This window comes from Curtobacterium sp. MCPF17_051, from assembly GCF_003234595.1.
GTDB classification, from domain to species: domain Bacteria; phylum Actinomycetota; class Actinomycetes; order Actinomycetales; family Microbacteriaceae; genus Curtobacterium; species Curtobacterium flaccumfaciens.
This window is the reverse complement of the sequence record NZ_QKSE01000009.1, coordinates 134,745-160,632: the sequence shown is the minus strand read 5'-3', so window position 1 is coordinate 160,632 and position 25,888 is coordinate 134,745. Positions and strand designations below refer to the sequence as shown.

21 protein-coding genes and 1 tRNA gene are annotated in these 25,888 nt (G+C 72.1%); 7 read left to right on the top strand and 15 right to left on the bottom strand.

Annotated elements, in window-relative coordinates; all coding sequences use genetic code 11:
* Nucleotides 1-48 precede the first annotated feature (48 nt).
* Together DEJ35_RS09055 and DEJ35_RS09050 are read left to right on the top strand one after the other, a co-directional pair.
* A complete protein-coding gene (locus DEJ35_RS09055) occupies nucleotides 49-1,284 on the top strand; it encodes an ATP-binding protein (protein ID WP_111090621.1) in 1,236 nt (411 codons plus the stop codon).
* On the top strand, nucleotides 1,281-1,943 hold the full coding sequence (locus tag DEJ35_RS09050; protein WP_111192602.1) for a response regulator transcription factor: 663 nt from the start codon (nucleotides 1,281-1,283) through the stop codon (nucleotides 1,941-1,943). Before DEJ35_RS09055 ends, DEJ35_RS09050 begins: the two co-directional genes overlap by 4 nt.
* A gap of 15 nt (nucleotides 1,944-1,958) precedes the next feature.
* Here the strand turns inward: DEJ35_RS09050 and DEJ35_RS09045 are convergent, their stop codons facing one another.
* From DEJ35_RS09045 to DEJ35_RS09030, 4 genes are all read right to left on the bottom strand, one after another.
* The gene (locus DEJ35_RS09045) at nucleotides 1,959-2,807 is read right to left on the bottom strand and encodes an ABC transporter permease (RefSeq protein ID WP_051596514.1); all 849 of its coding nucleotides are present in this window, start codon (nucleotides 2,805-2,807) and stop codon (nucleotides 1,959-1,961) included.
* Entirely contained in the window at nucleotides 2,804-3,805 is a 1,002-nt protein-coding gene (locus tag DEJ35_RS09040; protein ID WP_111090623.1) for an ATP-binding cassette domain-containing protein, read from the bottom strand. The genes DEJ35_RS09045 and DEJ35_RS09040 overlap by 4 nt, the downstream gene beginning before the upstream one ends.
* 59 nt (nucleotides 3,806-3,864) lie before the next feature.
* Nucleotides 3,865-4,656, bottom strand: a complete 792-nt coding sequence (locus DEJ35_RS09035; protein ID WP_111192601.1) for a hypothetical protein — start codon at nucleotides 4,654-4,656, stop codon at nucleotides 3,865-3,867.
* A gap of 120 nt (nucleotides 4,657-4,776) precedes the next feature.
* On the bottom strand, nucleotides 4,777-6,363 hold the full coding sequence (locus DEJ35_RS09030; RefSeq protein ID WP_181435552.1) for an inositol monophosphatase family protein: 1,587 nt from the start codon (nucleotides 6,361-6,363) through the stop codon (nucleotides 4,777-4,779).
* A gap of 598 nt (nucleotides 6,364-6,961) precedes the next feature.
* On the opposite strand from DEJ35_RS09030, the gene DEJ35_RS09025 reads away from it, so the two are divergent.
* Nucleotides 6,962-7,384: a DUF3054 domain-containing protein gene (locus DEJ35_RS09025; RefSeq protein WP_111192599.1), complete on the top strand. Its 423-nt coding sequence runs from the start codon at nucleotides 6,962-6,964 to the stop codon at nucleotides 7,382-7,384.
* A 7-nt stretch (nucleotides 7,385-7,391) separates the two neighbouring features.
* On the opposite strand, the gene DEJ35_RS09020 is transcribed toward DEJ35_RS09025, so the two are convergent.
* The gene (locus DEJ35_RS09020) at nucleotides 7,392-8,045 is read right to left on the bottom strand and encodes a spermidine/putrescine ABC transporter substrate-binding protein (protein WP_110862720.1); all 654 of its coding nucleotides are present in this window, start codon (nucleotides 8,043-8,045) and stop codon (nucleotides 7,392-7,394) included.
* Between the two features lie 70 nt (nucleotides 8,046-8,115).
* Nucleotides 8,116-9,102, bottom strand: coding sequence for a DUF3097 domain-containing protein (locus DEJ35_RS09015; protein ID WP_111192598.1), 987 nt, complete (start codon nucleotides 9,100-9,102; stop codon nucleotides 8,116-8,118).
* 80 nt (nucleotides 9,103-9,182) lie between these two features.
* Here DEJ35_RS09015 and DEJ35_RS09010 point away from each other — a divergent pair, with 80 nt between their 5' ends.
* Nucleotides 9,183-10,232, top strand: coding sequence for a zinc-dependent alcohol dehydrogenase family protein (locus tag DEJ35_RS09010; RefSeq protein WP_111192597.1), 1,050 nt, complete (start codon nucleotides 9,183-9,185; stop codon nucleotides 10,230-10,232).
* A 101-nt stretch (nucleotides 10,233-10,333) separates the two neighbouring features.
* Here the strand turns inward: DEJ35_RS09010 and DEJ35_RS09005 are convergent, their stop codons facing one another.
* From DEJ35_RS09005 to mnmA, 9 genes are all read right to left on the bottom strand, one after another.
* Nucleotides 10,334-11,056: a methyltransferase domain-containing protein gene (locus DEJ35_RS09005; protein WP_111192596.1), complete on the bottom strand. Its 723-nt coding sequence runs from the start codon at nucleotides 11,054-11,056 to the stop codon at nucleotides 10,334-10,336.
* Nucleotides 11,053-12,216, bottom strand: a complete 1,164-nt coding sequence (locus tag DEJ35_RS09000; RefSeq protein WP_111192595.1) for a type III polyketide synthase — start codon at nucleotides 12,214-12,216, stop codon at nucleotides 11,053-11,055. Before DEJ35_RS09000 ends, DEJ35_RS09005 begins: the two co-directional genes overlap by 4 nt.
* A gap of 109 nt (nucleotides 12,217-12,325) precedes the next feature.
* A complete protein-coding gene (gatB, locus tag DEJ35_RS08995) occupies nucleotides 12,326-13,831 on the bottom strand; it encodes an Asp-tRNA(Asn)/Glu-tRNA(Gln) amidotransferase subunit GatB (protein WP_111192594.1) in 1,506 nt (501 codons plus the stop codon).
* Nucleotides 13,831-15,378 carry an Asp-tRNA(Asn)/Glu-tRNA(Gln) amidotransferase subunit GatA gene (gene gatA / locus DEJ35_RS08990; RefSeq protein ID WP_110862726.1) on the bottom strand — a complete coding sequence of 516 codons (1,548 nt, stop codon included), beginning with the start codon at nucleotides 15,376-15,378 and terminating at the stop codon, nucleotides 13,831-13,833. Before gatA ends, gatB begins: the two co-directional genes overlap by 1 nt.
* An 11-nt stretch (nucleotides 15,379-15,389) precedes the next feature.
* Nucleotides 15,390-15,689, bottom strand: a complete 300-nt coding sequence (gene gatC, locus DEJ35_RS08985; protein ID WP_017887005.1) for an Asp-tRNA(Asn)/Glu-tRNA(Gln) amidotransferase subunit GatC — start codon at nucleotides 15,687-15,689, stop codon at nucleotides 15,390-15,392.
* A gap of 130 nt (nucleotides 15,690-15,819) precedes the next feature.
* Nucleotides 15,820-18,123, bottom strand: a complete 2,304-nt coding sequence (locus DEJ35_RS08980; RefSeq protein WP_111192593.1) for a transglycosylase domain-containing protein — start codon at nucleotides 18,121-18,123, stop codon at nucleotides 15,820-15,822.
* A 231-nt stretch (nucleotides 18,124-18,354) separates the two neighbouring features.
* The gene (locus DEJ35_RS08975; protein WP_111192592.1) at nucleotides 18,355-19,785 is read right to left on the bottom strand and encodes an alpha/beta hydrolase; all 1,431 of its coding nucleotides are present in this window, start codon (nucleotides 19,783-19,785) and stop codon (nucleotides 18,355-18,357) included.
* A 179-nt stretch (nucleotides 19,786-19,964) separates the two neighbouring features.
* The gene (gene ligA, locus DEJ35_RS08970; protein WP_111192591.1) at nucleotides 19,965-22,295 is read right to left on the bottom strand and encodes an NAD-dependent DNA ligase LigA; all 2,331 of its coding nucleotides are present in this window, start codon (nucleotides 22,293-22,295) and stop codon (nucleotides 19,965-19,967) included.
* A gap of 66 nt (nucleotides 22,296-22,361) precedes the next feature.
* Nucleotides 22,362-23,468, bottom strand: coding sequence for a tRNA 2-thiouridine(34) synthase MnmA (mnmA, locus tag DEJ35_RS08965; protein ID WP_027464605.1), 1,107 nt, complete (start codon nucleotides 23,466-23,468; stop codon nucleotides 22,362-22,364).
* A gap of 56 nt (nucleotides 23,469-23,524) precedes the next feature.
* On the opposite strand from mnmA, the gene DEJ35_RS08960 reads away from it, so the two are divergent.
* From DEJ35_RS08960 to DEJ35_RS08950, 3 genes are all read left to right on the top strand, one after another.
* Entirely contained in the window at nucleotides 23,525-24,841 is a 1,317-nt protein-coding gene (locus DEJ35_RS08960) for an MFS transporter (RefSeq protein WP_111192590.1), read from the top strand.
* A gap of 100 nt (nucleotides 24,842-24,941) precedes the next feature.
* Nucleotides 24,942-25,022, top strand: a tRNA-Leu gene (locus DEJ35_RS08955).
* A gap of 145 nt (nucleotides 25,023-25,167) precedes the next feature.
* Nucleotides 25,168-25,875 carry a DedA family protein gene (locus tag DEJ35_RS08950; RefSeq protein ID WP_110862732.1) on the top strand — a complete coding sequence of 236 codons (708 nt, stop codon included), beginning with the start codon at nucleotides 25,168-25,170 and terminating at the stop codon, nucleotides 25,873-25,875.
* The last annotated feature ends 13 nt before the right edge of the window (nucleotides 25,876-25,888 follow it).

Sequence of the window (25,888 nt, the reverse complement as noted above, 5' to 3'; positions counted from 1 at the left end):
CGGCCCCGGACCCTGCTGCGACCGCCGTCCGGGTGCCAGGATTGCCCCATGGCCACCGCGACGATGACGCGCCCGACCCCCAGGGTCGTCGGCGGGGTCTGCAGCGGGTTCGCAGCGCACACCGGGCTGCCGGTCGGGGCCGTCCGACTCGCCACCGTGGTCCTGGTGGTCTGCGGCGGCGCCGGGCTGCTGCTCTACGCCTGGCTCTGGGCGACCGTGCCGAGCGCTGCCGCCGGGGCAACCGCCGGGAGCGCACCGCTCAAGTCCGTGCTGACTCCTGCCGCCGACGTCGACCAGGACGAGGCCACCGCGTCCGCCCGGCGCGCCCCGGTCGTCGAGATCCTGCTCGGCGTGGCCCTGCTCGTGGCCGCCGGCGCCGTCGTCGCGGCACGGATGGGCGCGGCGGTCCCCCTCGAGGTCGTCGTGCCCGCCGTCGTGGTCGTCACCGGCGCCGCACTCGCCTGGCGGCAGTTCGACGCGCTCCGCAACGTCCGCACCGCCGGGTCGTCCGCCCTGGTCGTCCGGGCGCTCGGAGCCCTGGTGCTCGTCGTCCTCGGCATCCTGTTGTTCTTCACGACGAGCAGCCGCCCGAACGTCTGGACGGTCCTCACCGCCGCGGTGGCCGTCCTGGTCGGGGTCGCGGTCGTCGTCGCCCCGTGGGTGGTCCGACTCGTCCGCGACCTCGCCGAGGAACGCGCCGCCCGCGTCCGCGACCTCGAGCGGGCCGAGTTCGCGGCGCACCTGCACGACTCGGTGCTGCAGACCCTCGCCCTCATCCAGCAGAAGGCCGAGCCGGGTTCGGACGCGGCGCGGTTGGCGCGGGCGCAGGAGCGCGAGCTGCGGTCCTGGCTCTTCACCGAGCAGGCGGAACCGGCGCGCGACCTCGGCACGCAGCTGCGGGACGCGGCCGTGGACATCGAGGCCGAGTACCCCGCCCGCATCGAGGTCATCGCGGTCGGACCCGCCCGCAGCGACCTGCCGGACGGGCTCGTCGCCGCCGCCCGCGAGGCGATGCTCAACGCCGCCCGGCACGCCGGCGGGACCGTGAGCGTGTACGCCGAGACCGCCGGCGACCGGGTCGAGCTCAGCATCCGCGACCGCGGCCCGGGCTTCGACGTCGACTCGGTGCCCGCGGGCCGGTACGGCGTCCGCGAGTCGATCATCGGCCGGATGCAGCGCCTCGGCGGCCACGCGACCATCGCGCCGGGGCCGGGCCGCACCGGCACCGAGGTCCGGCTGACCCTGCCGCTCGCACCCGCGGCCCACGACGAGGAGCACGCATGACCGAGCCCGCCCCGTTGACGGTCGCGATCGTCGACGACCACTCCATCTTCCGAGCCGGCGTGCGCGCCGGGCTGCCACCGGGCCTCCAGGTCGTGGGTGAGGCGGCGACCGTCGACGAAGCCGTGACGCTCGTCGCGGCCACGCGCCCGCGCGTCGTCCTGCTCGACGTGCACCTGCCGGGCGGCGCCGGCGGCGGCGGTGCCGAGGTGATCACGCGGTCGGCACCGGAGAACCCGGACACCCGGTTCCTCGGGTTGAGCGTGTCGGACGCCGCCGACGACGTGGTGCGGGTCATCCGCGCCGGCGCCCGCGGGTACATCACGAAGAGCTCGTCGAGTGCCGAGGTCGCCGAGGCCGTGGCCCGTGTGGCGGACGGGGACGCGGTGTTCTCGCCGCGCCTGGCCGGCTTCGTGCTCGACGCCTTCGGAGCGGTCAGCGGCGAGACGGCGCAGCACGACGCCGAGCTGGACCGCCTGTCCGCCCGCGAGCAGGAGGTCATGCGGCTCATCGCGCGTGGGTACGCCTACAAGGAGGTCGCGACGGAGCTGTTCATCTCGGTGAAGACCGTCGAGACACACGTGTCGAAGGTCCTGCGGAAGCTCCAGCTGTCGAACCGGCACGAGCTGACCGCGTGGGCGCTGCAGCGCAAGCTGCTCTGAGCGCCCACGCCGGCCTCACTTCGCGCTGATGCGGGTGTACTTGTTGACCGCCCACGGGACGAACACCACGAGCATCACGGCGATGCCGATCAGCACCGTCAGCACGGGGTGCTGCATCGTCCAGATGTCCGGCACCGGCGCGGACCCGACGTTGCCGAACAGCTCCCGCGCGGCCTGCACGAGCGACGACACCGGGTTCCACTCCGCGAACACGCGCAGCACCAGCGGCAGGGTGTCGCTCGGCACGAACGCGTTCGAGATGAACGTCAGCGGGAACAGGATCATGAACGAGGCGTTGTTGATGACCTCGGGCGTCTTGACGCTCATGCCGAGCAGCGCCATGACCCAGCTGAACGCGTAGCTGAACAGCAGCAGCAGGGCGATGCCGGCCAGGAACTCGAGCGGCGACGAGTTCACCCGCCACCCGACCGCCAGGCCGGTGAGCATCATGATCGCCATCGAGATCGAGTTGAGGACGAGGTCGGAGTTGGTGCGCCCGACCAGTACCGCGGACGCCGACATCGGCAGCGTGCGGAACCGGTCGATCAGCCCTTCCTTCAGGTCCTGCGCCATCGCCGACCCGGAGAACGTCGCGCCGAACACCACGGTCTGCGCGAAGATCCCCGCCATCAGGAACTGCGTGTAGTCGGTCCCCTGCACCTGGATGGCGCCGCCGTACACCTGGCTGAACAGCAGCACGAACATGATCGGCTGCAGCACGGCGAACACGAGCATGTCCGGCGACCGCTTGAGCTTGATGAGGTTCCGCTTGGTGACGGTCCAGCCGTCCTCGACCCAGACGGCGAGCGGCGAGGTGACGACGACGGGCAGCTGGCGGCCCGGCGCGAGGGACGTGGTGGTCATCGTGCCGTCTCCTTCTGCTTGGTGGCCGCGGGTTCGTCGGCGGCGTCGTCCGTCGCCGCGTGTCCGGTCAGGCGGAGGAAGACGTCGTCGAGGGTCGGGCGTCGCATGCCGGCGTCGTGGAGCTCGATGCCGGCCTCGCCCAGGTCGGCGAGCACGCGCTGCAGGGCTGCCGGACCGGCCTCCACCGCGATGGCACGGGTGCGGCCGTCGCCCGAGGCCTCGACCTCGCCGACCCCGTAGCGGAGCAGCACCGTGGTCGCCGCGTCGCCGTCGGCCTCGTCGACCAGGGTCACGACCACCCGGTGCCCGCCGACCTGCGCCTTGAGCTGGTCCGCGGTGCCCTCGGCGATGACCGCCCCGTCGTCGATGACCGCGATGTCGTCGGCGAGCCGGTCGGCTTCTTCCAGGTACTGGGTGGTGAGGAGCACCGTCGCGCCCTCGGCCACGAGGTCCTCGATGATGCCCCAGAGCGCCAGCCGGCTGCGGGGGTCGAGGCCCGTCGTCGGCTCGTCGAGGAACAGCACGCGCGGGTTCATCACCAGCGCCCCGGCGAGGTCGATGCGTCGCCGCATGCCGCCGGAGAAGCCCTTCACCGGACGGTCCCCCGCCTCGGACAGGTCGAAGACGTCGATGAGCTCGCGGGCACGATCGCGCGCCGTCCTGCGGCCCAGGTGGTAGAGCCGCCCGATCATCTCGAGGTTCTCGAACCCGGTCAGGTTCTCGTCGACCGCCGCGTACTGCCCGGACACCCCGATGGACCGCCGAGTGGCCTGCGGGTCGGCGATCACGTCGATGCCGTCGATCGTCGCGGTGCCCGAGTCCGGCGTGATGAGGGTGGTGAGCACCTTCACCACCGTGGTCTTGCCCGCGCCGTTCGGCCCGAGCAGTGCCTTCACGGTGCCCTGCGGCACCGACAGGTCGAGTCCGGCCAGCGCGTGCACCGGCCCGGACTTCGACTTGTAGGTCTTGGTCAGCCCGGAGGCTTCGATGATGGCCATGTCGCTCCTTCGTCAGACACGGTGGGTACCCGGGGGTCCGGCGGAGCGACGGACGTCACTCAGACGTCGAAGTCACCACCACCGAAGTCGCTGAAGCCACCGCCGAAGTCGGATCCGCTGTCGCCCCAGCCCGCATTGTCGAAGCCGCCGCCGTCGGATGCGCCGCCGTCGGACGCCCCGGCATCGCCGGATTCAGCACCAGTGTCCTCCGAACCACCGTCACCCGCAGCGTCGGTACCGCCATCGAACGATCCGGGGTCGGGCAGGAACGCGCTCATGATCGCCGAACCGATGACGTAGCCGGCCACCGTCCCGAGGATCGAGGCACCGATCATGCTGCCGAACGACGGGCCGCCGCGCTGGCCCCCGAAGCGTCCGCCGCCACCGCCGACACCGCCGAGCGAGCGCTCCATGAACCCCGGCTGGCGGATCTCGGAGCGGGTCGCCGACTGGGCGAGCGAGCGGGGGTCGTCGCCACGGGGCGCCTCACCGGGAGGCGCGGTCCGGGTGAACTCGTCGTAGACCATGCGGCGCTGCTCGTCGGTCAGCTTGGCGAAGGCCTCGGCGTGGACCTCTTCGATGCGCTCCGGCGGTGCCGTGCGGAGCAGGTAGCGGTAGCGCTCGACAGCACGCTCGTCGTCGCTCGTCGCGCCCTGCTGCTGCGTCGGTGCACCGCCCCACTGCGGGGCGCCGTACTGGCCGCCCTGCGGTGCGGACGGTGCCGGCTGCTGGTAGGACTGCTGGCCGTACCGGTAGCCCTGCTGCTGCTGCGGCTGCCCCCACTGGTTCTGCTGTCCGTCAGCGGATCGGTCACGCTCCGGACGTCCGAGCAGGCGGTCGAGGAATCCCATGGTCGATGCTCCTTCGGGTGCACGGTGGGTCCGGTCGGACCCGTCGTGGACTGCAACACTACGAACCCCCGGCGTCGGATGACTGAGCGCCCGCTCAGAGTCGGCCGGGAGCGGCGCGGCTCACCCAGCAGCGAGCGCCGCCGTCCACACCGCGTGCAGCTCGTCCGCGGCCCCCGGGTGCGTCACGAGGAACGGCTCCCCCACGGGCGGGAAACCCTCCACGGGGCCGGACGGCGTCAGCACGACGCCCCCGGCCTCGTGCACGAGCAGCACTGCGGCGCCGTGGTCGACCGGGTCGAACGCCGAGACGCAGCCGCCGATCCCCCGCCCGGCCGCGACCTGGGCGATCGTCAACGTGCCCGATCCCTGGACCCGGAGCGTGCACGACCGGTCGGCCAGGGCGTCGAGGAACGCCCCGAACCCCGACCACGGGCGGTGTCCGTCGAGCTCGGTGCCGACGACGGCGCCGGCGAGCGGCCGGGGTGTGTCGTCCAGTCGGAGCTGGCGGTCGCGCAGGGTGGCGCCCCGGCCACGTCGGGCCTCGAGCACCTCGCCGCGCCAGGGGTCCGCGACGACGCCGACGAGCGGACGGCCGCCACGGGTCAGACAGAGCGACATCGAGGTCCAGGGCACGCCGTTCGCCAGGTTGGTGGTGCCGTCGACCGGGTCGAGGAACCAGCGGTGCCGGTCGCCGGGGGCCTCGCCGTACTCCTCGCCGGTGAACCCGTGCGTCGGGAACACCATCCGCACGCGGGAGCGGACGTGCTGCTCCACCAGGCGGTCGACGTCGGTGACCAGGTCGGCGGGGTTCGCCTTGGTGTGGACCTCGCTGACCGGGTGTTCGCGCGTGTAGGCGATGACCTCGTGGGCGATGCGGTGGGCCAGGGCCTGGGCGCGCGAGGCGACCTCGGTCTCGGTGGGCTCGCGGTCGCGCTCGGGCCAGCCGTCGCGCTCGGCCGCCGACAGGGCCGCTCCGATGGACCCGACGTCGTTCGTGGTGATCGAGTCGGCACCGAGCCGGGCTGCCCAGACGGCGGGCTCGACGTCGTCGATGGTCCAGACGGCGACGCGCAGGCCCAGGGCGTGCGCGACCTCGACGGTGCGCGGGGTGAGGAACGCGACGTCGAGGTTGAGCGTCGACGGCTCGAGCGCCTCGAGGTCCGCGGCGACGGGCGGGTCGAGCGACTCCCACGCCAGCCAGACGTCGGCGTCGGGCAGCACGGAGCGGACCGCCGCCATCGCCGCCGGCGCCCCGCACCAGGCCACCGCGGTGGAGCCGGTGAATCCGGCGACGGTGCGGGCGGCGACCAGGGCGTCCTCGGCGTCGGTCAGGTCGACGAGCAGGGTCGACCGACACCCGTCGAGCCGTTCGAGCGCACCGTCGAGCCGCGGGATCCGGTCGAGGCCGTTGCCGAGCCGGGCGACGTCGCACCAGTCGACGTCGGACACCCGGCGGGCGTCGCCCCACATCCGGCCGAGGGTCTCGTCGTGCAGCAGGACGGCGACGCCGTCGGCGGTGCGGCGGACGTCGACCTCGATCACCTCGGCGCCGAGCGCCTCGGCGACCGCGATGGCGGGCAGGGTGTTCTCACGCCGGACACGCGGTGCACCGCGATGGGCGACGAGGCGTGGCGGACGCACGCCGGGCCTCCCGTCCGGGCTGGCCGGGACCACCTGCGTGACGGGGACCGGCGGACTCGTCGTCATCCGCGCATGTTCCCGGACCAGGGCGAACCGCAGGTGACGCCCCCGTGAACGGTGAGAGCCGCAGCGCGGGCTGTGCCCGCGGGGTGCGAGGTTCCGCGCAGCGTGGTGGCCTCGCGGCCCTGCACGGTGGTGGGAACCTCGCACACTCCGTCCGAGCACCTCGTACGGTGCGAGCTTCAGCGCCGCATCGGAACGTTGGCCCTGCGCAACTCCTGCCGGAACGCGACCTCGTTCCACAGGTCGCTCCAGCCGAGCCGGACGACGCCGCGCACCACGTCGAACGACCGCTACCGGTTCTCGCGGTGCTTCTCGGCGATCACGGCATGGGCAGTCGTTCCCCCGTGTCGCATCGACGGGTCGCGGTACTTCACCTCGCCGTCGAACTCGATGACGTGGTCCCGTTCGGGCCAAGGGGACCAGGGACAGGGACCAGGGACAGTCCGGAGCAGTGGGGAACGGTGGAAGTGCACGCATCCATCGATCGTCGCGGCAGCAGGGCACCGTGCGGGTCGGTGCGACCAGTCCGTGCACGGAACCGATCTCTCCACAGGTCCGACGGGCGCGATGGCCGAGGCTCGTCGGCTGCGAGAATGGAGTCGTGACACTTCGCACCTGGGGCTGGCTCGCAGCCGTGATCGACATCGTGCTGATCGTCCTGTTCGCACTCATCGGCCGTTCCTCGCACGGTGAATCGAACTCGGTGCTCTCGTTGTGGACGACGGTCTACCCGTTCCTGGCCGGGTGGGCGATCGCCTACGTCACGAGCGGCGCCTGGTCACGACCGCTGCGCTTCTGGCCGACCGGCGTCGTGGTGTGGGTGCTCACGGTGTTCGTCGGACTGGCGATCCGGGTCGCGACCGGTCAGGGAGACGTCGACGGCAATCCGCTGCCGATCTCGTTCGTGATCGTCGCGACGATCGTGCTCGGGGTGTTCCTGCTCGGGTGGCGCGGGATCGCTCGTCTGGTCCTGCGCGCTGCCGCACGTCGGTCGGACCGAAACGCGACCGTCGCCGGGCGCTGAACACCGCTCAGAACAGGCCCGAACGCGCCCCTTCGTCCGGCCCGTCGAACCCGCGGAACATGTCCGACACCAGCGCCTCGATCTGCGGCTCCACGAGCCGTTCGACGGCTTCGGCGATCCGCGGCCGGTGGTCGATGAGCGCCAGGCACACCGCGGTACCGGTCGACCGCGCACACTCGTCGGACAGCGCGATCTCGTGCCGGAGCGCAGCCTTCGCCTCGTCGGACAACGGCTCGCGCGGCGTCTGCTCTCCCGCACCGGTGCCGGCCAGCTCGCCCAGCGTGAACAGGAACGGCGACCCCGGCGACGGCTCGGGGTCCACGTCCAGGCCCTGGAACTCCGGCGACAGCCCCTCGGCCGGCTGGTACCCCGCGTGCCGCTTCCGGGCCGCCGCCCGCTCGAGTTCACGCTGCAGCAGCGGCAGGTTCTTCGCCGTGTAGTCGTCGACGGCGTCCTCGACGATCGTCGAGATCCGCCCGATCAGCGCGTGCTGGACGGCGTGCGGCACGTCGGGTCCGAACCCCGCGGCCGCGGCGATCGGGGACCCGGTGCACTTCCGGCAGATGCGTGTGCGCGGGCGGGCGGTCCCGATCTGCCAGCGCGGCAACCAGCGCAGCCACAGGTCGACCGCGCCCCGCACGCGACCGTCGATGCCGTCCATCCCCCAACAGTAGGCCTGGAGGCGCGGATCACCCCCGGCACACCGCGCCGGTCGGGCAATCCGCCGGTTCTCAGGCCTGTGGTTCCGTCACGAAGTCGATCAGCTCCTCGACACGGCCGAGCAGCTCCGGCTCGAGGTCGGCGAAGGTGCGCACCTGCCCGAGGATCCGCTGCCATGCCCGAGCGATGTCGGCCTGCTCGGCGTGTGGCCAGCCGAGCGCCTGGCAGATGCCCGCCTTCCACTCGATCGAGCGCGGGATCGTCGGCCACGCCCGCAGCCCGACCCGCGCCGGCTTGACCGACTGCCAGACATCGACGAACGGGTGCCCGACGACGAGCACGTGCGCTCCCCACCTGCCACGCATCACGGCGTCGGCGAAGCGGGACTCCTTCGACCCGGGCACCAGGTGGTCGACCAGAACCCCGACCCGGCGCTCCCGCGTCGGCTGGAACTCGTCGAGCACGGCGGCCAGGTTGTCGACGCCGGAGAGCTCCTCGACCACGACGCCCTCGACGCGCAGGTCGGCGCCCCAGACCTTCTCGACGAGTTCCGCGTCGTGCTTGCCCTCGACCATGATGCGGCTGGGGAGCGCCACCCGAGCACGCTGCGACTCCACGGCGAACGATCCGGACGCGGTGCGGAGGCGACCACCGTCGGACGCCTGCCGCACGGCGGGCGCGCCCCCGGGCCTCCAGTCCGCATGCACGGCACCGACGGAACCAGCAGCGCCAGCACGGCCAGCAGCGCCAGCGGAACCAGCAGCGCCAGCCCCAGCAGCACCCGCAGCCGACCGCCCGACCGGCGCCGACGGCCGCCCCAGCGTCACCAGCTCACCCTCGAGCAGGAACTGCCCGGTGAAGGGGAAGGAGCGCGTGCGGCCCTTCCAGTCCTCGAGCGCGATGTTGCCCGCCTCGAGCCCCACCACGGCACCGGCCCACCCGGAGTCCGGGTCCTCGAGCACCATGTCCCGTTCGAGCGGTACCTGCCGCACCTTCTTCACCCCGCGCGAGCGCCAGTCCCCCGAGAGCACATCGCCGCCGTACCGGTCGTCGTCCACCCGCACGAGGGTACTGTCGACGACGGCCCGGACGACGTCGACCGCGCCGGTTCCCCATCATCTCGACGGAAGGCCCGCCCGTGCGCGCAGCGATCATCCACGCCCCGAACGACATCCGCGTCGAGGAGCGCGACCGACCCGGGCTCCTGTCCGGCAGGGACGTCGTCGTCAAGGTCCTCGCGGCCTGTGTCTGCGGCTCGGACCTCTGGCCCTACCGTGGAGTCACCGAGACGAAGCGGCCGCGGCCGATCGGCCACGAGCTCGTCGGCGAGGTCGTCGCCGTCGGTGACGACGTCACCGGCCTGCACGAGGGCGACTTCGTCATCTCCCCGTTCACCATGAACGACGGCACCTGCCAGGCCTGCCGCCACGGCATGACCACCGGCTGTGACCACCTGTCCGGCTTCGGCAGCACGGACGCCTACGGCGACCCCGTCGGTGGTGCACAGGCCGAGTACGTGCGGATCCCGGACGCCGACGCCACGCTCGTCGTGGTCCCCGGCCCGGTCGACCCGGCCCTGGTGCCGTCGCTGCTCACCCTGTCCGACGTCTTCTCGACGGGGCACCACGCCGCCGTGTCGGCGGCGGTCGGCCCCGGCAAGACCGTCGTCGTGGTCGGCGACGGCGCCGTCGGCCTGTCCGCCGTGCTCGCCTCGAAGCGGCTCGGTGCGGAGCGCATCATCGCGATGAGCCGGCACGCCGACCGCCAGGCGCTCGCCCGCGAGTTCGGCGCGACCGACATCGTGGCCGCCCGTGGTGCCGAGGGCGTCGACGCCGCCCGGGAGCTCCTGGGCGGCGACCTGGCCGACTGCGCCGTCGAGGCCGTCGGCACCGAGGAGAGCATGGACCAGGCGCTGCACTCGGTGCGCCCCGGTGGCAACGTCGGCTTCGTCGGGGTCCCGCACGGGGTGCCGACGATCGGCACGCGCTACCTGTTCGACACGAACATCGCCATCGCGGGCGGCATGGCCCCGGCCCGGAAGTACATCCCCGACCTGCTGCCCGACGTGCTGTCCGGCGCGATCGACCCCGGTCGCGTCTTCGACCTGGAACTGCCGCTCGACGAGGCCGCCGAGGCCTACCGCGCGATGGACGAGCGCCGGGCCATCAAGGTGCTGCTGCGCCCGTAGTGGCGCGCGGGGCCGCCGGCTGGCCGTTCGCGCTCAGCGACAGTTCACGCCTCCGCACGCCCGTGATCTGTCGCTGAGCACGAAAGGTCCGGGCAGCCCGCTCACGCGTCGCGGATCGCCAGCACCCGGTGCGGTGCGGCCGCTTCGGCCCGCCACCCGCCGGGCAGCACGTCGCGGAGTTCCGGCACGGTGAAGCTCCGGCGGATCGACCGCAGGCCGTCGACGCGGATGAACGTCCCCGCCGCCACGAGCGGCGACGCGAGCGCGTACGCCCGGTAGGCCGCCGGCGACCGCCGGATGTCCGAGTGCAGGCTGCGTCCGCTCGCGAGCTGCTCCGAGTCGGCCAGGAACCCCCGCCGCTCCTCGTCGCCCAGGTGGTGCAGCACGTGGTTCGACACGACGACGTCGAACCGCTCACCCGCCGCGACCAGGTCACCGCTCGACTGCTGCCGGAACGTCACACCGGTCGGGGACGACCGTCGTGCCGCGGCGATGGCGCGTTCGTCCGGGTCGACCCCGACGACCTCGAGGTCGAAGCCGTCGCTCGCCGCCCACCGCACCAGCGAGCGGGCCAGGTCGCCGCCGCCGCACCCCAGGTCGAGCACCCGCCCACGGCCGTTCGCCGGCAACGCGGGCACGACGTGCGAGCGCCAGGCTGCACGCCAGCCGCTCACGAGCGCGTTCACGACGGCGAAACGCCGGAAGGTGCGGGCGAGCGCGCGCGGGTCGCAGTCCGGGTCGTCCATCAGTTCGGTCAGGTCGAGCGCGCGGGTGCGCAGGTCGACGGCCGGGAGGCCCGGGTCGTCTCCGGTGCGACGGCTCACGCCACGCCCGTGGTCGCGACCGGCACGCGCGCGGGTTCGACGGCCGGCACGCGAGCGGGTTCGACGGCCGGCGACGCCTCGGTCCGGACGGCGGTGAGCCGGGCGCTCTCCACCGTGAGGCCGGGGCCGAAGGCGAGCGCGACGACGGGGCTGCCGTCCTCGAGACCGGCGTCGACGGCGTCGCGCAGCACGAAGAGCACGGTGGCGCTCGACATGTTGCCGTGTTCGCGCAGCACCCGCCGGCTCGACTCCATCGCACTGTCCGGCAGGCCGAGCGACTCCTGGGTGCGGTCGAGGATGGCCCGGCCACCCGGGTGGACCGCCCACACCGGCACGTCCGAGGCGGGCCCGCCGTCGAGCAGCGGTTGCACGGCGCTCGGGACGTGCAGGCCGACGAGCTTCGGCACGGCGGTGGACAGGACCATCTCGAAGCCCTCGTCCCCGATGTTCCACGCCATCTCGGACGCTCCCTCGGGCACCACGGCCGTCGTGAAGTCGTCGAAGCGCAGACCGGCTCCGTCGCGGGCGACCACCGCGGCGGCCGCACCGTCGCCGAAGACGCTGTTCGCGACGATCTGGTCGGGGTCGTTCGAGGCGCGGACGTGCAGGGTGCAGAGTTCCCCGCAGACCACGAGCACGACGGCGTCCGGGTCCTGGTCGACGAACGCCGCGGCGATCCGGAGCGCGGGGAACGCGGCGCAGCACCCCATGAAGCCGATGTGGTGCCGGAAGACGCCACCGGGGAGCCCGAGCTGCTCGACGACGTCGATGTCGGGCCCGGGCTGCGTGAACCCGGTGCACGACACGGTGACCAGGTGCGTGACGGACTCCGGTGCGATGCCGGCGCGTTCGACGGCGTCGCGGGCGGCGGCGACGAACAGCGGCGGGGCGAGTTCGCGGTAGCGGTCGTTACGGGAGCCGGTGGACGGCGAGCGCAGGGTGCCGTCGTCGTCACGGAAGGCATCACCGGCACGTGCGGAGTCGAGTTCCTCCAGGACGGTGTGCCGCTGGTCGACCGCCGACCCGTCGAACGCGGCGGGGACGAGCCGTTTGCCGAGCCGCCCGAGGTCGGGTTGGGCGGAGAAGAGGTCACGCACCCGGGGCTGGTCGAGGGTCGTCTCGGGGACGGCGGTTCCGATGGCGCGGATCGTTGCGGACACGACTCATCCTGTCACCCGATCGCTGACGCGTCCCCAGGATGCACACGGCGACCGGGACGCACGGAGGGCACGGCACCGACCGGTGACGTGCCCTCCGTGGTGGGACTGCCTACGACTGCTGCGCGCGCTCCAGCACGAGTTCCCGCACGCGGGCGGCATCGGCCTGGCCCTTCATGGCCTTCATGACCGCACCGATGATCGCGCCGGCCGCCTGGACCTTGCCGTCCTGGATCTTCGCCAGCACGTCGGGCTGCGCCGCGAGTGCGTCGTCGACCGCGGCCGTCAGGGCGGAGTCGTCCGAGACGACCTTGAGCCCGCGGGCCTCGACGACCTGGGCAGGCGAACCCTCGCCCGCGATGACGCCCTCGAGCACCTGGCGTGCCAGGCGGTCGGTCAGGTCACCGGACTCGACGAGCGCGATGACCTCGGCGACGTGCTTCGGCGACACCAGGTCACCGGGAGCGGCGTCCTGCGCGTTGGCGACGCGGCTGATCTCACCGGTCCACCACTTGCGGGCGGCCTGTGGTGCGGCGCCGGCGGCGACGGTGCCCTCGACCTCGTCGAGGAGCCCGCCGTTGACGACGTCCTGGAACTCCAGGTCGGCGAAGCCCCAGTCACCCTTCAGGCGACGGCGACGTGCGACCGGGGCCTCGGGCAGCGAAGCACGGAGCTCCGCGACGACGGCCGGGTCCGGCACGACGGGCAGCAGGTCGGGTTCCGGGAAGTACCGGTAGTCGTCGGCGTCCGACTTCGGACGACCGGCCGAGGTGCGGCCGGTGTCCTCGTGCCAGTGGCGGGTCTCCTGCGTGATCGTGCCACCGGCGGCGAGGATCGCGGCCTGGCGCTGGATCTCGTAGCGGATCGCACGCTCGACGGCGCGGAACGAGTTGACGTTCTTGGTCTCGGTGCGGGTGCCGAGCTTCTCCTGCCCGCGGGGGCGCAGCGAGATGTTCGCGTCGCACCGCAGGTTGCCGCGCTCCATGCGGGCCTCGGAGACACCGAGCGCCCGGACGAGGTCGCGGATGACCTGCACGTAGGCGGCACCGAGCTCGGGGGCACGGTGCTCGGCGCCGAAGATCGGCTTCGTGACGATCTCGACCAGGGGCACACCGGCACGGTTGTAGTCGACGAGCGAGTACTCGGCGCCCTGGATGCGGCCGGTGGCACCACCGACGTGCGTCAGCTTGCCGGCGTCCTCTTCCATGTGGGCGCGCTCGATCGGGATGTTGTAGATCGTGCCGTCGGCGAGCTCGACCTCGACCTCGCCCTCGTAGGCGATGGGCTCGTCGTACTGCGAGACCTGGTAGTTCTTCGGGTTGTCCGGGTAGAAGTAGTTCTTCCGGGCGAACCGCGAGGACTCGGCGATCGAGCAGCCGAGCGCGAGCCCGAGCTGGATCGAGTACCGCACGGCCTGTGCGTTCACGACCGGCAGCGACCCGGGCAGCCCGAGGTCGACCGGGGTGACGTTCGTGTTGGGCTCGCCGCCGAAGAAGTTCGGGGCGTCCGAGAACATCTTGGTCTTCGTCGCGAGTTCGACGTGGACCTCGAAGCCGAGCACCGGCTCGTAGCGCTCGAGCGCCTCGTCGAAGTCCATCAGCGCGTCCTTCTGGGCCATCAGATCACACCTTCCTGCGCAGCGGACTGCTGACTCTGGTCGAGGTCCGGGACGGACGCGATGAGCGGCGCGCCCCACTGCTGTTCGAGCAGACGCTCGAGGGCGGCACCGTAGCGGTACAGCCGGGCGTCCTCACGCTGGGGCGCCATCAGCTGCACGCCGACGGGCAGGCCGTCCTCGGGCGCGAGGCCGTTCGGGATGCTCATCCCGGGGACGCCGGCGAGGTTCGCCGGGATCGTGGTGAGGTCGTTGAGGTACATCGCCAGGGGGTCGTCGATGCGCTCACCGATCGGGAACGCAGTCGTCGGCGCCGACGGGCTGACGAGCAGGTCGACCTGCTCGAAGGCGGCCTGGAAGTCCCGCTGCACGAGCGTGCGGACCTTCTGCGCCGAGCCGTAGTACGCGTCGTAGTAGCCGGCGCTCAGGGCGTAGGTGCCGAGGATGATGCGCCGCTTGACCTCGGGCCCGAAGCCGGCTTCGCGCGTGGCTGCCATGACGTCCTCGACGGTGGCACCGTTCTCGGGCGTGACCCGGAGGCCGAAGCGCACCGAGTCGAACTTGGCGAGGTTCGACGACGCCTCGGCCGGGAGGATGAGGTAGTACGCGCTGATCGCGTACGCGAACGACGGGGCGTCGATCTCGACGACGACCGCACCGGCCGACTCGAGCAGCGCGACCGTCTCCTGGAAGCGCTGGGTGACACCGGCCTGGAACCCGTCGCCCCCGGCGAGCTCCTTCACCACGCCGACGCGCAGGCCGCGGAGCGTGTCCGCCTGCAGCCCTTCGCGTGCGGCGGCGGCCATCGAGGGCCAGGCGTCCGGGATGGACGTGGAGTCCTTCGGGTCGTGCCCGCCGATGACGTCGTGCAGGAGCGCGGCGTCGAGGACGGTGCGGGACACCGGACCGATCTGGTCGAGGCTGGACGCCAGGGCGATGGCGCCGTAGCGGCTCACCCCGCCGTAGGTCGGCTTCACGCCGACCGTGCCCGTCACGGCACCGGGCTGGCGGATGGAGCCACCCGTGTCCGAGCCGAGAGCGAAGGGTGCTTCGTGCGCGGCGACCGCAGCGGCCGAGCCACCGCCGGACCCGCCGGGGATCCGGTCGAGGTCCCACGGGTTGCGGGTCGGACCGTAGGCCGAGAACTCGGTGGTCGAGCCCATCGCGAACTCGTCCATGTTGGTCTTGCCGAGCGGCACGAGGCCGGCGGCGCGGAGCTTCGCGACGGGGGTGGCGTCGTACGGCGGCACCCAGCCCTCGAGGATCCTGGACCCGGCGGTCGTGGGCATGTCCTGCGTGCACAGGACGTCCTTGACGGCGATCGGCACACCGGCGAGGGGCCCGAGGTCGTCGCCGGCGGCACGGCGGGAGTCGATCGACTTCGCCACGGCCAGGGCGTTCTCGTTGACGTGCAGGAACGCGTGCACGTCGCCGTCGACGGCGGCGATCCGGTCGAGGTGGGCCTGGGTGGCCTCGACGCTCGAGACGTCGCGCGCCACGAGGGCGTCGGCGAGCGCCGCGGCGCTCAGCTTCGTGATGTCGTCAGTCACTGTTCTTCGCCCTACTGTTCTTCGCCGAGGATGGCGGTCACGCGGAACCGTTCGCCGTCGGAGTCGGGCGCCCCGGAGAGCGCCTGCTCCTGCGTCAGCGTCGTGCCGACCACGTCGGGTCGGGTGACGTTGCCGAGCGGCACGGGGTGGCTCGTCGCCGGGACGTCGTCGGTCGCGACCTCGGCGACCTTGGCGACGCTCTCGACGATGTGCGACAGCTCCCCGGTCAGCTTCTCGATCTCGTCGGGCGTGAGTGCGATACGTGCGAGGTTCGCCAGGTGCGCGACCTGCTCGCTCGTGATGTCAGGCATGGTGCTCCGTCGATCGGTTCGTGGAATGCCCCACAGTCTATTGGCTGCGTCGGGCGCGCAGGCGCGGCTGTGGACAACGGCCCGGAGGCCCGGTGCCGGTCCGCCGGACCGACACCGGGCCTCCAGAGGGTCACTTCCGGTTCTGGTCTCCCGCAGCCGGCACCGCCGGAGCAGGGGGTGCAGCCTGCGCACCTGGAGCGGCAGGCGCAGCCGCCGGCGTCGTCTGGTCGTCCTGCGCGGTCCGCTGCCCGGACGAGGAGCTCGACGACGAAGAAGACGACGAGGACGAAGACGACTTGCTCGCCTGCCCGATCATCGCCTGGCTCGGTGCGGGCAGCGCTCCCCCGCCGACGGTCTGGTCCAGGTACGCCATCATCGACTTCCCGACCCCGAACTTCGCGCTGTACCCGGTGGTGCCCTGCAGGAACGGCCAGTTCGCCAGGCTCACGCTCCCCTGCACGTTGCCGACCCAGGTGGCGTTCGTGTACTTCGTCGACGACGCGACCAGCCAGTTCTGCACGTCACCGTCGGTGGTGCCGGTCTTCGCGAACTTCGCCACGCTGTCCCCGGGGTTCGCGCTCGCGGCCGTCCCCGACCCGGACAGGACACCCTGCAGCGCGTAGTCGACCGTGCCCGCGACGTCCGCCGAGACACCCTGCGTGCAGGACGACGGCGTCGGGTTGATCTTCGTGCCGTCCGCATCGGTCACCGAGTCGATCGCGGTGGGCGTGCACACGATGCCGCCGTCGGCGAAGCCCGCGTAGGCCTCGGCCAGGTCGATCGGCGAGAGCTCGTTCACGCCGAGGATCGAGGACGGCGTCTGCGTCAGGTCACCGCCGTCGGCGCGGTGGATGCCCATCGACTGCGCGAGCTGGGCGATCTTGCACAGGTCGAGCTGCTTCCCCATCTGGGCGTACGCGGTGTTGATCGACTCGACCGTCGCCGCCTCGACCGACATCGACGACGGCACGCTCTCGGCGTTGGCGACGTTCCAGGTGCCGCCCGCGACGTTCTGGCAGGTGTTGGTGAACTCGGCGTTCTCGAACTGGTGCTCCGAGGTGGTGACCGAGTCGGACAGGGTGTGCCCGCTGGCGAGCCACTCGGCCAGGGTGAACACCTTGTAGGTCGAGCCGGTCTGGAACCCGCCCGAGTTGCCGTACCCGGAGTCGGCGCTGTAGTTCACCGCCGTGGCGCCGGCCGCGGCGTTGTCCCCCTGCGTGTACGTGGTGTTCTGGACCATCGACATGATCCGGCCGGTGCCGGGCTCCACGGTGACGTTCGAGCCGCCGACGTCGACGCCGGCCATCGTGGCCGGCACGTAGGTGGACAGGGCGGACTGTGCCTGGCCCTGCAGGTCGAGGTCGAGCGAGGTGTGGATCTGCAGCCCCTTGGTGTCGAGCGTGGCGATGCGTGCCGCCGCGGTCTTGCCGAACGCGGGGTCCTGCAGCACCTGGTCGCGGACGTAGTCGCAGAAGTAGCCGGCGTCGTAGTTCGTCGCGGCGGTCGAGCACCCGTTCGCGGTCTCGGTGATCTTCGGCGTGACCGGCGTCGCGATCGCCTCCGTCATCTGTGCCTTCGTGATCGAGCCGTGCGCCTGCATCCGGCGGAGCACGTAGTCGCGGCGTTCCTTCGTCAGCTCGTACCCGTTGGCCGTGCCGTTGTCCTTGTCGCTCGGCACGTCGATGCGCAGGTTCGACGGGTTGTTGAGGATCGCGACGAGCGTGGCCGACTGCACGAGCGACAGGTCCTTCGCGTGCACGCCGAAGTAGTGCTCGGCCCCGGCCTCGGCACCGTAGACCCGCCCGCCGAGCCCGACGATGTTGAGGTACCCGGTCAGGATCTCGTCCTTCGAGTACTTCTTGTTCACCGCGATGGCGTACCGCATCTCCTGCAGCTTGCGCTGCGGCGTGATGCCGGCCGCGTCCTCGTAGCAGGCTTCGACCTTCTTCTCGGTGGCGGCCTGGTCCGTGCCCGTGAGCTCCTCGCACTGCTGCACCAGGACGTTCTTGACGTACTGCTGCGTGATGCTCGAGCCGCCCTGCACGTCCCCGCCGACGACGGTCGCGGCGACACCGCGGAGCGTGCCGAGCACGTCGATGCCGCCCTCGTCGTGGTAGCGCGGGTCCTCGGTGTCGATCGCCGCCTGCTTGAGCGAGTCCGCCATCTGGTCGGCCGTCACGTTCGTACGGTTCTCAGCGTAGAACGAGGCGATCTTGACCTGCTTCCCGCCCTTCTCCGCGTACACGGACGACACCTGCTGCGGGGTCTGCACGTCGAGGTAGGTCGGCAGGTCCTCGAAGAACGAGACCGCCCCGGAGGTCCCCTCTCCCACGACGGCGACCGCCGGGGTCACCGCGACGGCGACGAGCATGCCGGCGAGCACGGACATCACCACGAACATCAGGAGAGCACCAGGCCATCGCACCACACGCATGACGGCACCGTAGGCAGCAGGGCTGTACTGGTTCTGCCCTGGAACGAGTGCAGGCTGCGGTCGCGTTCAGGTTGCCCCCAGCCCGTTCCGGGGACGGGTCGCGATGCGCACGGGCGTACCGATCCGGCCGGGAGGCCCACGACGGCTCCGGCACGTCGGCCGCCGGTCACGATCGGGTCACGCCCACCGCGTCGCCACGACCGGCGGGTCCGCCCGGTCGGTCAGGGCCGCTCAGTCACGGGGCTGCAGGTCCTGCGGGCGCACGAGGTACATGTCCGGCGAGGCGCCGACGATGTCGTCACCACCCGACTTCCCGCGTCGGACCTGCTCGCGCACCAGGTCGCCGCGCCCGATGCCGATCAGGGCGACGTCGTGCAGCGATGCCGTGCCCGGCTTGAGGTAGTCGTTGTGCCCCACGGGTCGTCGGAACACGTCACCGGCCGACAGCGCGTCGGCGCCCCCGGCCAGGTCGAGCACGGTCGACCCGAACGACGCCCCACCCGGGTCGGTGCCGAAGTACCCGGAGCCCGCGATGGGGTCGCTGTGCGCACCGCCGACGAAGACCTGCCCGGTGGCGACGGCGAGGTCGGCCGCCGTCCGGACGTCGCTGCCCGGCGACCCGAGCACGGTCAGGGTGTCGGCGGTCATCCGCCCCGACGCCAGGGCCGTCATCGCCGTGGTCGACCCGTACGAGTGCGCGACGATGTTCACCCGCGGTTGGTCGCCCGCGCGGATCACGCGCAGCCCTGCGACGGTCCGTTCGAGCCGCTCCGCCCCGGTCCGTGCGAGCCCGAGCGACAGGATGTTCGACAGGTCCGGCGTCCGGTACCCCATCCACGCGACGACGGCGGCACCCGACCCGTTGCCGGTGGCGGCGAGCGGCGCCAGGGTGGCCTGCTCGCGGGACAGGTCGTTGGCGGTGTTCGTGAAGTCGGTCATCTGCCCGGTGACCGTGAAGAACATGCCCGGCACCACGACGGTGACGTCGGCCGCGGTGTCGAGGTCGCCGATGCTGATCGCCGCACGCCCGGAACCCCGGATGTCGAGCGCCACCAGGAAGCGCCGCGGGTCGCCCGGCTCCTGCACCAGGGAGTCCCGGACCTGCCCGAGCATCGCGGCCCGGGCAGCACCGAGGTCGGCGTCGGCGAGGCCGGACGTCAGCGTCGCGCGGTTGGCCTGGTCACGGACGGCGTACGGCACGCCCTCGAGGTTCCCCACCAGGGCGGGTGCGTGCACCCGGAGCCGGTCCTGCTCGTCGGCCGGCAGGTGCGACCACCACTGCGCGACGGTGTGCGCGGGCGGCGGGTCGTCCTGCACCGTCGCCACGACACGACGGTCGGTGGCTGCGCTTCGCAGGTCGGCGGCGCCGAGTGCGCCGAGGTCCTCGACGAAGGCTCGTCCGTGCGCGGCGGCGAGGTCGTCGACCCCCACCCCCGACGTCGACGCCGACGCCGCCGCTGGTGCCGCCGGTGCCGCCGCTGGTGCCGCCGGTGCCGCCGGTGCCGCCGAGAGCGTGGCGACGACGGGGTCCGCGACCGGGACGATGCGGGTCGTGGCGGTGCTGGAGACCGTGACCTGGTGCGCCGGGGGCATGCCTGGGGCCTCGATCACTCCGAGCGAGTGCACCGAGGCGGTGAGCAGAGCCGCAGCGATGAGCAGCAATCGGGTCTCCCCCGGGAAGGCCGTCCCGACGTCCCCCTGCAGACGACGGGTGATGCTCGGTCGAGTCTATGGAGATGTCCGTCGATCATCCATGCGCGATGCAACTTGTCCCCCGAACTGGGCACGTCCGACGGCGCGCCGCGCTCAGCGGATGCGACCGGGCGTGCTGTGCATCCCGCTCAGTCCTCGGTCGTCGGCGCTTCCGGTTCGGCGAGCGCCGCCGGCCCCTCGGTCACGAGCAGGTGGAACTGCTCGGCGTCGATGATCCGGACGCCCAGCTGCTCGGCCTTCGTGAGCTTCGAACCAGCCCCCGGACCGGCGGCCACGAAGTCGGTCTTCTTGCTCACGCTCGAGGCGGCCTTGCCGCCGGCGGTGATGATCGCCTCTTGTGCACCTTCTCGCGTGTAGCCCTCGAGTGACCCGGTCGCGACGACGGTGACGCCGCTCAGCACGCCGCCCTCGACGTCGGCACTGCCCGGGCCGGGGTGGCCCGGGGTGGCGAACTGCACGCCGGCCGCGGTCCAGCGGTCGATGATCTCGCGGTGCCAGTCGACGTCGAACCAGGCGAGCAGGGCGTCGGCGATGATGCCGCCCACCCCGTCGACGGCCGCGAGGTCCTCGCGCGAGGCCGAACGGATCGCGTCGAGGGAGCCGAAGTGGTTCGCCAGGGCTCGGGCGGCGACGGGTCCGACGTGGCGGATGCTCAGGCCGACCAGGATCCGCCACAGGGGCTTCGTCTTCGCGGCGTCGATGTTCGCGAGCATCTCGAACGCGTTCTTCGACGGGTAGCGGCTCGGCTCACCGGTGTAGTCGGCGCCCCGCGCCTCGGGGTCGAACGGCGGGTCGGTCTTCTTGCGCGCCCGGCTGAACGGTGTGACGCGCTTCGGGGTGCCGTCGTCGTCGACCTTCTCCATGCCCGTCTCGGCGTCGCGGACGATGACCTCGATCGGGACGATGTCCTGCATGGTCAGGTCGAACAGTCCGGCCTCGGTGACGAGCGGCGGGGTCTCCGGGCGGAGCGGCTGCGTGAGCGCCGCGGCCGCGACCTCGCCGAGCCCCTCGATGTCGAGTGACCCGCGCGAGGCGATGTGCTCGACCCGACCGCGCACCTGTGCCGGGCAACTCTTCGCGTTCGGGCAGCGCAGGTCGATGTCGCCTTCCTTCGCGGGGGCGAGCTCGGTGCCGCATTCCGGGCAGTTCGTCGGCATCACGAACTCGCGCTCGGAGCCGTCCCGGAGCTCGACCACCGGGCCGAGCACCTCGGGGATGACGTCGCCGGCCTTCCGCAGCACGACGGTGTCGCCGATCAGCACACCCTTCGCCTTGACGACCTGCTGGTTGTGCAGCGTGGCCTGGCGGACGACGGACCCGGCGACCTCGGCCGGGGCCATCACCGCGAACGGGGTGGCACGGCCGGTGCGGCCGACGCTGACCACGATGTCCGTGAGCGTCGTGTGCACTTCTTCCGGCGGGTACTTGTAGGCGATCGCCCATCGCGGCGCCCGTGACGTCGACCCGAGTTCCTCGTGCAGGGCGAGGTCGTCGACCTTCACGACGACACCGTCGATCTGGTGCTCGACGGCCGAGCGGCGCTCCCCCGTGGTCCGGACGAAGCCGTTGACCTCGTCGATGGTGTCGAACACCCGGTAGTGGCTGCTCGTCGGGAGCCCCCAGGTCTGCAGCAGCTCGTACACCTCGGACTGGCTGCGGACGTCGGTGCCCTGCTCGAGTTCACGCACGGGCCACGCGCCGATGCCGTGCACGAGCATCCGCAGACGTCGCAGCCGGTCGACCATCAGGGCACGCTTCGCCTCGGACTTGCCCTCTTCCTTCTGGCGGAGGGACCCGGCGGCGGCGTTGCGCGGGTTGGCGAACACACGCTCCCCCGCCTCGCGCTGGTTCGCGTTGAGCTCGTCGAACTCGGCGACCGGGAAGAAGATCTCGCCCCGGACCTCGACCAGGGGCGGGTGCCCGGTGCCCGACAGGCGGTCCGGGATCGTGCCCATCGTGCGGACGTTGCCGGTGACGTCCTCGCCGACCACGCCGTCACCGCGGGTGGCGGCCGAGACGAGCCGACCGTGCTGGTACCGCAGGTTGATCGCCAGGCCGTCGATCTTCAGCTCGGTCAGGAACCGCACCCGCTCGGCACCGGCGTCACGCTGCACCTTGAGGGCCCACTCGGTGAGCTCGTCAGGGCTGAAGACGTTGTCGAGCGAGAGCATGCGCTCGGCGTGCTCGACCGGCGCGAACTGCGTGGTCTGCGCCTGCCCGCCCACGGTCTGCGTCGGGCTGTCGGGCGTCAGGAGCTCCGGGAACCGCCGTTCGATCGCGTCGAGGCGGTGCACCAGGGCGTCGTAGTCGGCGTCCGACAGGGGCGAGGCGTTGCCCTCGTAGTAGTCGTGGCGCAGCTCGTTGACGCGGGCGCGCAACCGGTCGACCTCGCGCGCGGCCTGGGCGGCGTCGAGCCCGTCGGGGTCGATGGTCTCGAACGTCGCGTCGGTCTCGCTCATGGCATCAGTTCTACCGTGCACCACCGACGCGGCGTGCAGCGAGCATGTGCCCCGGGAGCGGCGGGGTCAGGCGTCGACGGGGACGGCGCTGACCGTGGTATCGATCGTGCACTGGCCGAGCACCCGCGTGCCGACGTAGACCACGGCGGTCTGCCCGGGAGCGACCCCGTGCAGCGGCTCGTCGACGTCGATCACGAGCACGTCGTCCTGCACCCGGGCGGTCGCGGGCACCGGGTCGGCGTGCGCGCGGATCTGCACGTCGCAGGCGAACGGCGTCGCGGGGTCGGCGGGGGCCGTGCCCGCCCAGGTGAACCGCGAGCCGGACATCGAGGTGACGGCGAGGGCTTCCTTCGGGCCGACGACGACGGTGTTGTCCTTCGGACGGATCTCGAGCACGAACCGGGGCTTGCCGTCGGGTGCCGGGCGTCCGAGGGCCAGGCCGCGGCGCTGTCCGACGGTGTAGCCGGTCGCGCCCTCGTGCGAACCGACGACCGTGCCGTCGCGCTCGACCACGTCCCCGGGGGCGGTGCCGACGCGGTCCGCCAGCCAGCCGCGGGTATCGCCGTCCGGGATGAAGCAGATGTCGTAGGAGTCCGGCTTCTGGGCGACCGTCAGCCCGCGCTCGGCGGCCTCGGCCCGGACCTCGTCCTTCGACGGGGTGGCTCCGAGCGGGAACATCGCGTGCTGCAGCTGCTCGGCGGTCAGGACCCCGAGCACGTACGACTGGTCCTTCGCCCACGCGGCCGACCGGTGCAGTTCACGGGAGCCGTCGGGACCGGTGACGATCGAGGCGTAGTGCCCGGTCGCGACGGCGTCGAACCCCAGGGCGAGCGCCTTCTCGAGCAGCGCCGCGAACTTGATCCGCTCGTTGCAGCGCATGCAGGGGTTCGGGGTGCGGCCGGCCTGGTACTCGGCCACGAAGTCGTCGACGACGTCCTCCTTGAACCGGGCCGAGAAGTCCCACACGTAGTAGGGGATCCCGAGGGCCGACGCGGCGCGCTGGGCGTCCATCGAGTCCTCGATGGTGCAGCACCCGCGGCTGCCGGTGCGCAGGGTGCCGGGCATCCGGCTCAGGGCCAGGTGCACGCCCACCACGTCGTGGCCGGCGTCGACCGCCCGGGCTGCGGCCACCGCCGAGTCGACACCACCGCTCATCGCCGCAAGAACACGCATGCCTCCAGGGTAACCCGCCGACGAAGCGGTACCGCTGGCGTACCGTTGGTCGGGCGATGGCCACGACGGGGAACGACTCATTCGACTTCCGGTCCGTCCTGCTGTCCGGGTTCCTGCCCGCCGCGCTGTTCGCGATCGGCGAGGGTGCGATCATCCCGATCATCCCGATCGCGGCCGACTCCCTCGGCGCCAGCCTGGCGTTCGCGGGCTTCGTCGCCTCGCTCATCCTGGTCGGGGAGCTCATCGGCGACGTGCCGTCCGGCATCGTCGTCGCCCGCATCGGTGAGCGGAACGCGATGATCGGCGCCGCGCTCGTCTCGGTGGTCGGGCTCGTCGTCGCCACGACGGCCGCGAACGCCTGGGTCCTGGCGCTCGGGGTGTTCCTGGTCGGCGTCTCCACCGCGGTGTTCGCACTCGCCCGGCACGCCTACATGACCACCGCGATCCCCCTGCGGATCCGGGCACGGGCGCTGTCGAGCCTGGGCGGCGTCTTCCGCTTCGGCTACTTCGTCGGCCCGTTCATCGCTGCGGGCGTCATCCACCTGACCGGGACCACCAGCAGCGCCTTCTGGATCCACGTCGTGTGCTGCCTGGCGGCGGCGACCGTGCTCCTGGTGCTGCGCGACCCGGCGACGGGCACACGCGGCCTGCGGTTGCCGCCACGGGCCTCCCGGCTGTCGGCCGACCACGCGACGGACGCGACGGACGCGAGCGACCAGGCGACCGAACCGCCCGCCGACACCGGCGCGCAGTTCGTCCAGCAGGAGGCGCAGGGCCTCTTCCGCACCATCCGCGCGAACGGGGCGGTCCTGCTGCGGCTCGGCAGCGGAGCAGGCCTGATCGGCGCCATGCGCGCCGGGCGGCAGGTGATCCTGCCGCTCTGGGCGGTGAGCGTCGGCCTCGACGACTCGACCGCGGCGCTCGTGATCGGCATCGCCGGAGCCGTCGACTTCGCGCTCTTCTACACGAGCGGGCAGATCATGGACCGGTGGGGACGGCTCGCGAGCGCGCTGCCCTGCATGCTCGGCCTGAGCATCAGCTACTTCCTGCTCGCCTGGAGCGGCCACCTGGACGCCCGGGTCGGCTGGTTCGTCGCGATCGCGATGGGCATGTCCCTGGCCAACGGGGTCGGTTCCGGCATCCTCATGACGCTCGGCGCGGACCTCGCACCGCGCGACGCCCCGGCACCGTTCCTGGGGGCCTGGCGGTTCACCGGCGACTTCGGGTCGGCGGCGGCACCGCTCCTCATCTCCGGCGTGACCGCCGTCGCGTCCATCGCGGTCGCCAGCGGGGTGATGGGCGTGCTCGGCCTGGTCGGCGCGGGCATCCTGCTCCGGTACGTCCCCCGGTACCTGCCGCGCCCGCTGCGCTGACACACGGCGGCGCCTGCGGACCGCGCACGGTCCGCACCACGGCCTGGAGGCCCGGCGCACGTCCGCCCCGCACCCCGCGCTCGGTAGACTGCCGCTGCTCGCGGGAGTGGTGGAATCGGTAGACACGCAGGATTTAGGTTCCTGTGCCCCAGGCGTGAGGGTTCGAGTCCCTCCTTCCGCACCGAGTCCCTCCGGCCGCACCGTTGCGGTCATCCGCACGCCTCGAGCGGGTCAGCCCTGCGAGGGATGGCCCGGTCACTTCCGGGCGGTACCCTCGTCCCGCGGGAGTCCTCCCCGTGATCCCCGCCTCCACGACCGGAAGAACCATGCACTCCGTCGCACTCGCCCTGATCCCGTGGCTCGATCCGCAGTACATCCTCGACCACTTCGGGGCCATCGCCGTGCTCGTGGTCTGCGCGATCGTGTTCGCCGAGACCGGTCTGCTCATCGGCTTCATCTTCCCGGGCGACAGCCTGCTGGTCATCACCGGCCTGTTCGCCTTCGACCGCGGCGGCGAGATCGGCGGCATCCCGGTGTGGGTCGCGGCGCTGATGATCGGCGCCGCCGCGTTCCTCGGCGGTGAGCTCGGCTACTACATCGGCAAGAAGGCCGGGCCACCGATCTTCGAGCGCAAGGACAGCGGGCTCTTCTCGAAGGCGAACGTCGAGCGCACCAACGCGTTCTTCCACCGCTTCGGCCCCCTCGCCGTGATCCTGGCGCGCTTCGTGCCGGTCGTCCGCACCTTCGCCCCGATCGCCGCGGGCGTCGGCCGGATGGACTACAAGAAGTACTCGCTCTACAACGCGATCGGCGCCGTGGTCTGGGGCGTCGGCGTGACGTTCCTCGGGTACTTCATCGGCCACATCCCCTTCGTGGCGCACATCGTCCGCGAGTACATCGACATCATCCTGCTGGCCGCGGTCGTCGTGACCGTCGTGCCGATGGCGCTGACGTACCTGCGCAACGCCCGCAAGGCGAAGCACACGAACGAGGCCGAGGCCACCACGGCCCCGACGATCGACCCGACGCTCTAGCCGCAGCACCGGC

Bases quoted from the DNA above. Each gene is read 5' to 3' on its own strand.
- DEJ35_RS09055 (WP_111090621.1), top strand. From the start codon at position 49: ATGGCCACCGCGACGATGACGCGCCCGACCCCCAGGGTCGTCGGCGGG.
- DEJ35_RS09050 (WP_111192602.1), top strand. From the start codon at position 1,281: ATGACCGAGCCCGCCCCGTTGACGGTCGCGATCGTCGACGACCACTCC.
- DEJ35_RS09045 (WP_051596514.1), bottom strand. From the start codon at position 2,807: ATGACCACCACGTCCCTCGCGCCGGGCCGCCAGCTGCCCGTCGTCGTC.
- DEJ35_RS09040 (WP_111090623.1), bottom strand. From the start codon at position 3,805: ATGGCCATCATCGAAGCCTCCGGGCTGACCAAGACCTACAAGTCGAAG.
- DEJ35_RS09035 (WP_111192601.1), bottom strand. From the start codon at position 4,656: ATGGGATTCCTCGACCGCCTGCTCGGACGTCCGGAGCGTGACCGATCC.
- DEJ35_RS09030 (WP_181435552.1), bottom strand. From the start codon at position 6,363: ATGACGACGAGTCCGCCGGTCCCCGTCACGCAGGTGGTCCCGGCCAGC.
- DEJ35_RS09020 (WP_110862720.1), bottom strand. From the start codon at position 8,045: ATGGACGGCATCGACGGTCGCGTGCGGGGCGCGGTCGACCTGTGGCTG.
- gatB (WP_111192594.1), bottom strand. From the start codon at position 13,831: ATGGCCCAGAAGGACGCGCTGATGGACTTCGACGAGGCGCTCGAGCGC.
- gatC (WP_017887005.1), bottom strand. From the start codon at position 15,689: ATGCCTGACATCACGAGCGAGCAGGTCGCGCACCTGGCGAACCTCGCA.
- DEJ35_RS08980 (WP_111192593.1), bottom strand. From the start codon at position 18,123: ATGCGTGTGGTGCGATGGCCTGGTGCTCTCCTGATGTTCGTGGTGATG.
- ligA (WP_111192591.1), bottom strand. From the start codon at position 22,295: ATGAGCGAGACCGACGCGACGTTCGAGACCATCGACCCCGACGGGCTC.
- mnmA (WP_027464605.1), bottom strand. From the start codon at position 23,468: ATGCGTGTTCTTGCGGCGATGAGCGGTGGTGTCGACTCGGCGGTGGCC.
- DEJ35_RS08960 (WP_111192590.1), top strand. From the start codon at position 23,525: ATGGCCACGACGGGGAACGACTCATTCGACTTCCGGTCCGTCCTGCTG.
- DEJ35_RS08950 (WP_110862732.1), top strand. From the start codon at position 25,168: ATGCACTCCGTCGCACTCGCCCTGATCCCGTGGCTCGATCCGCAGTAC.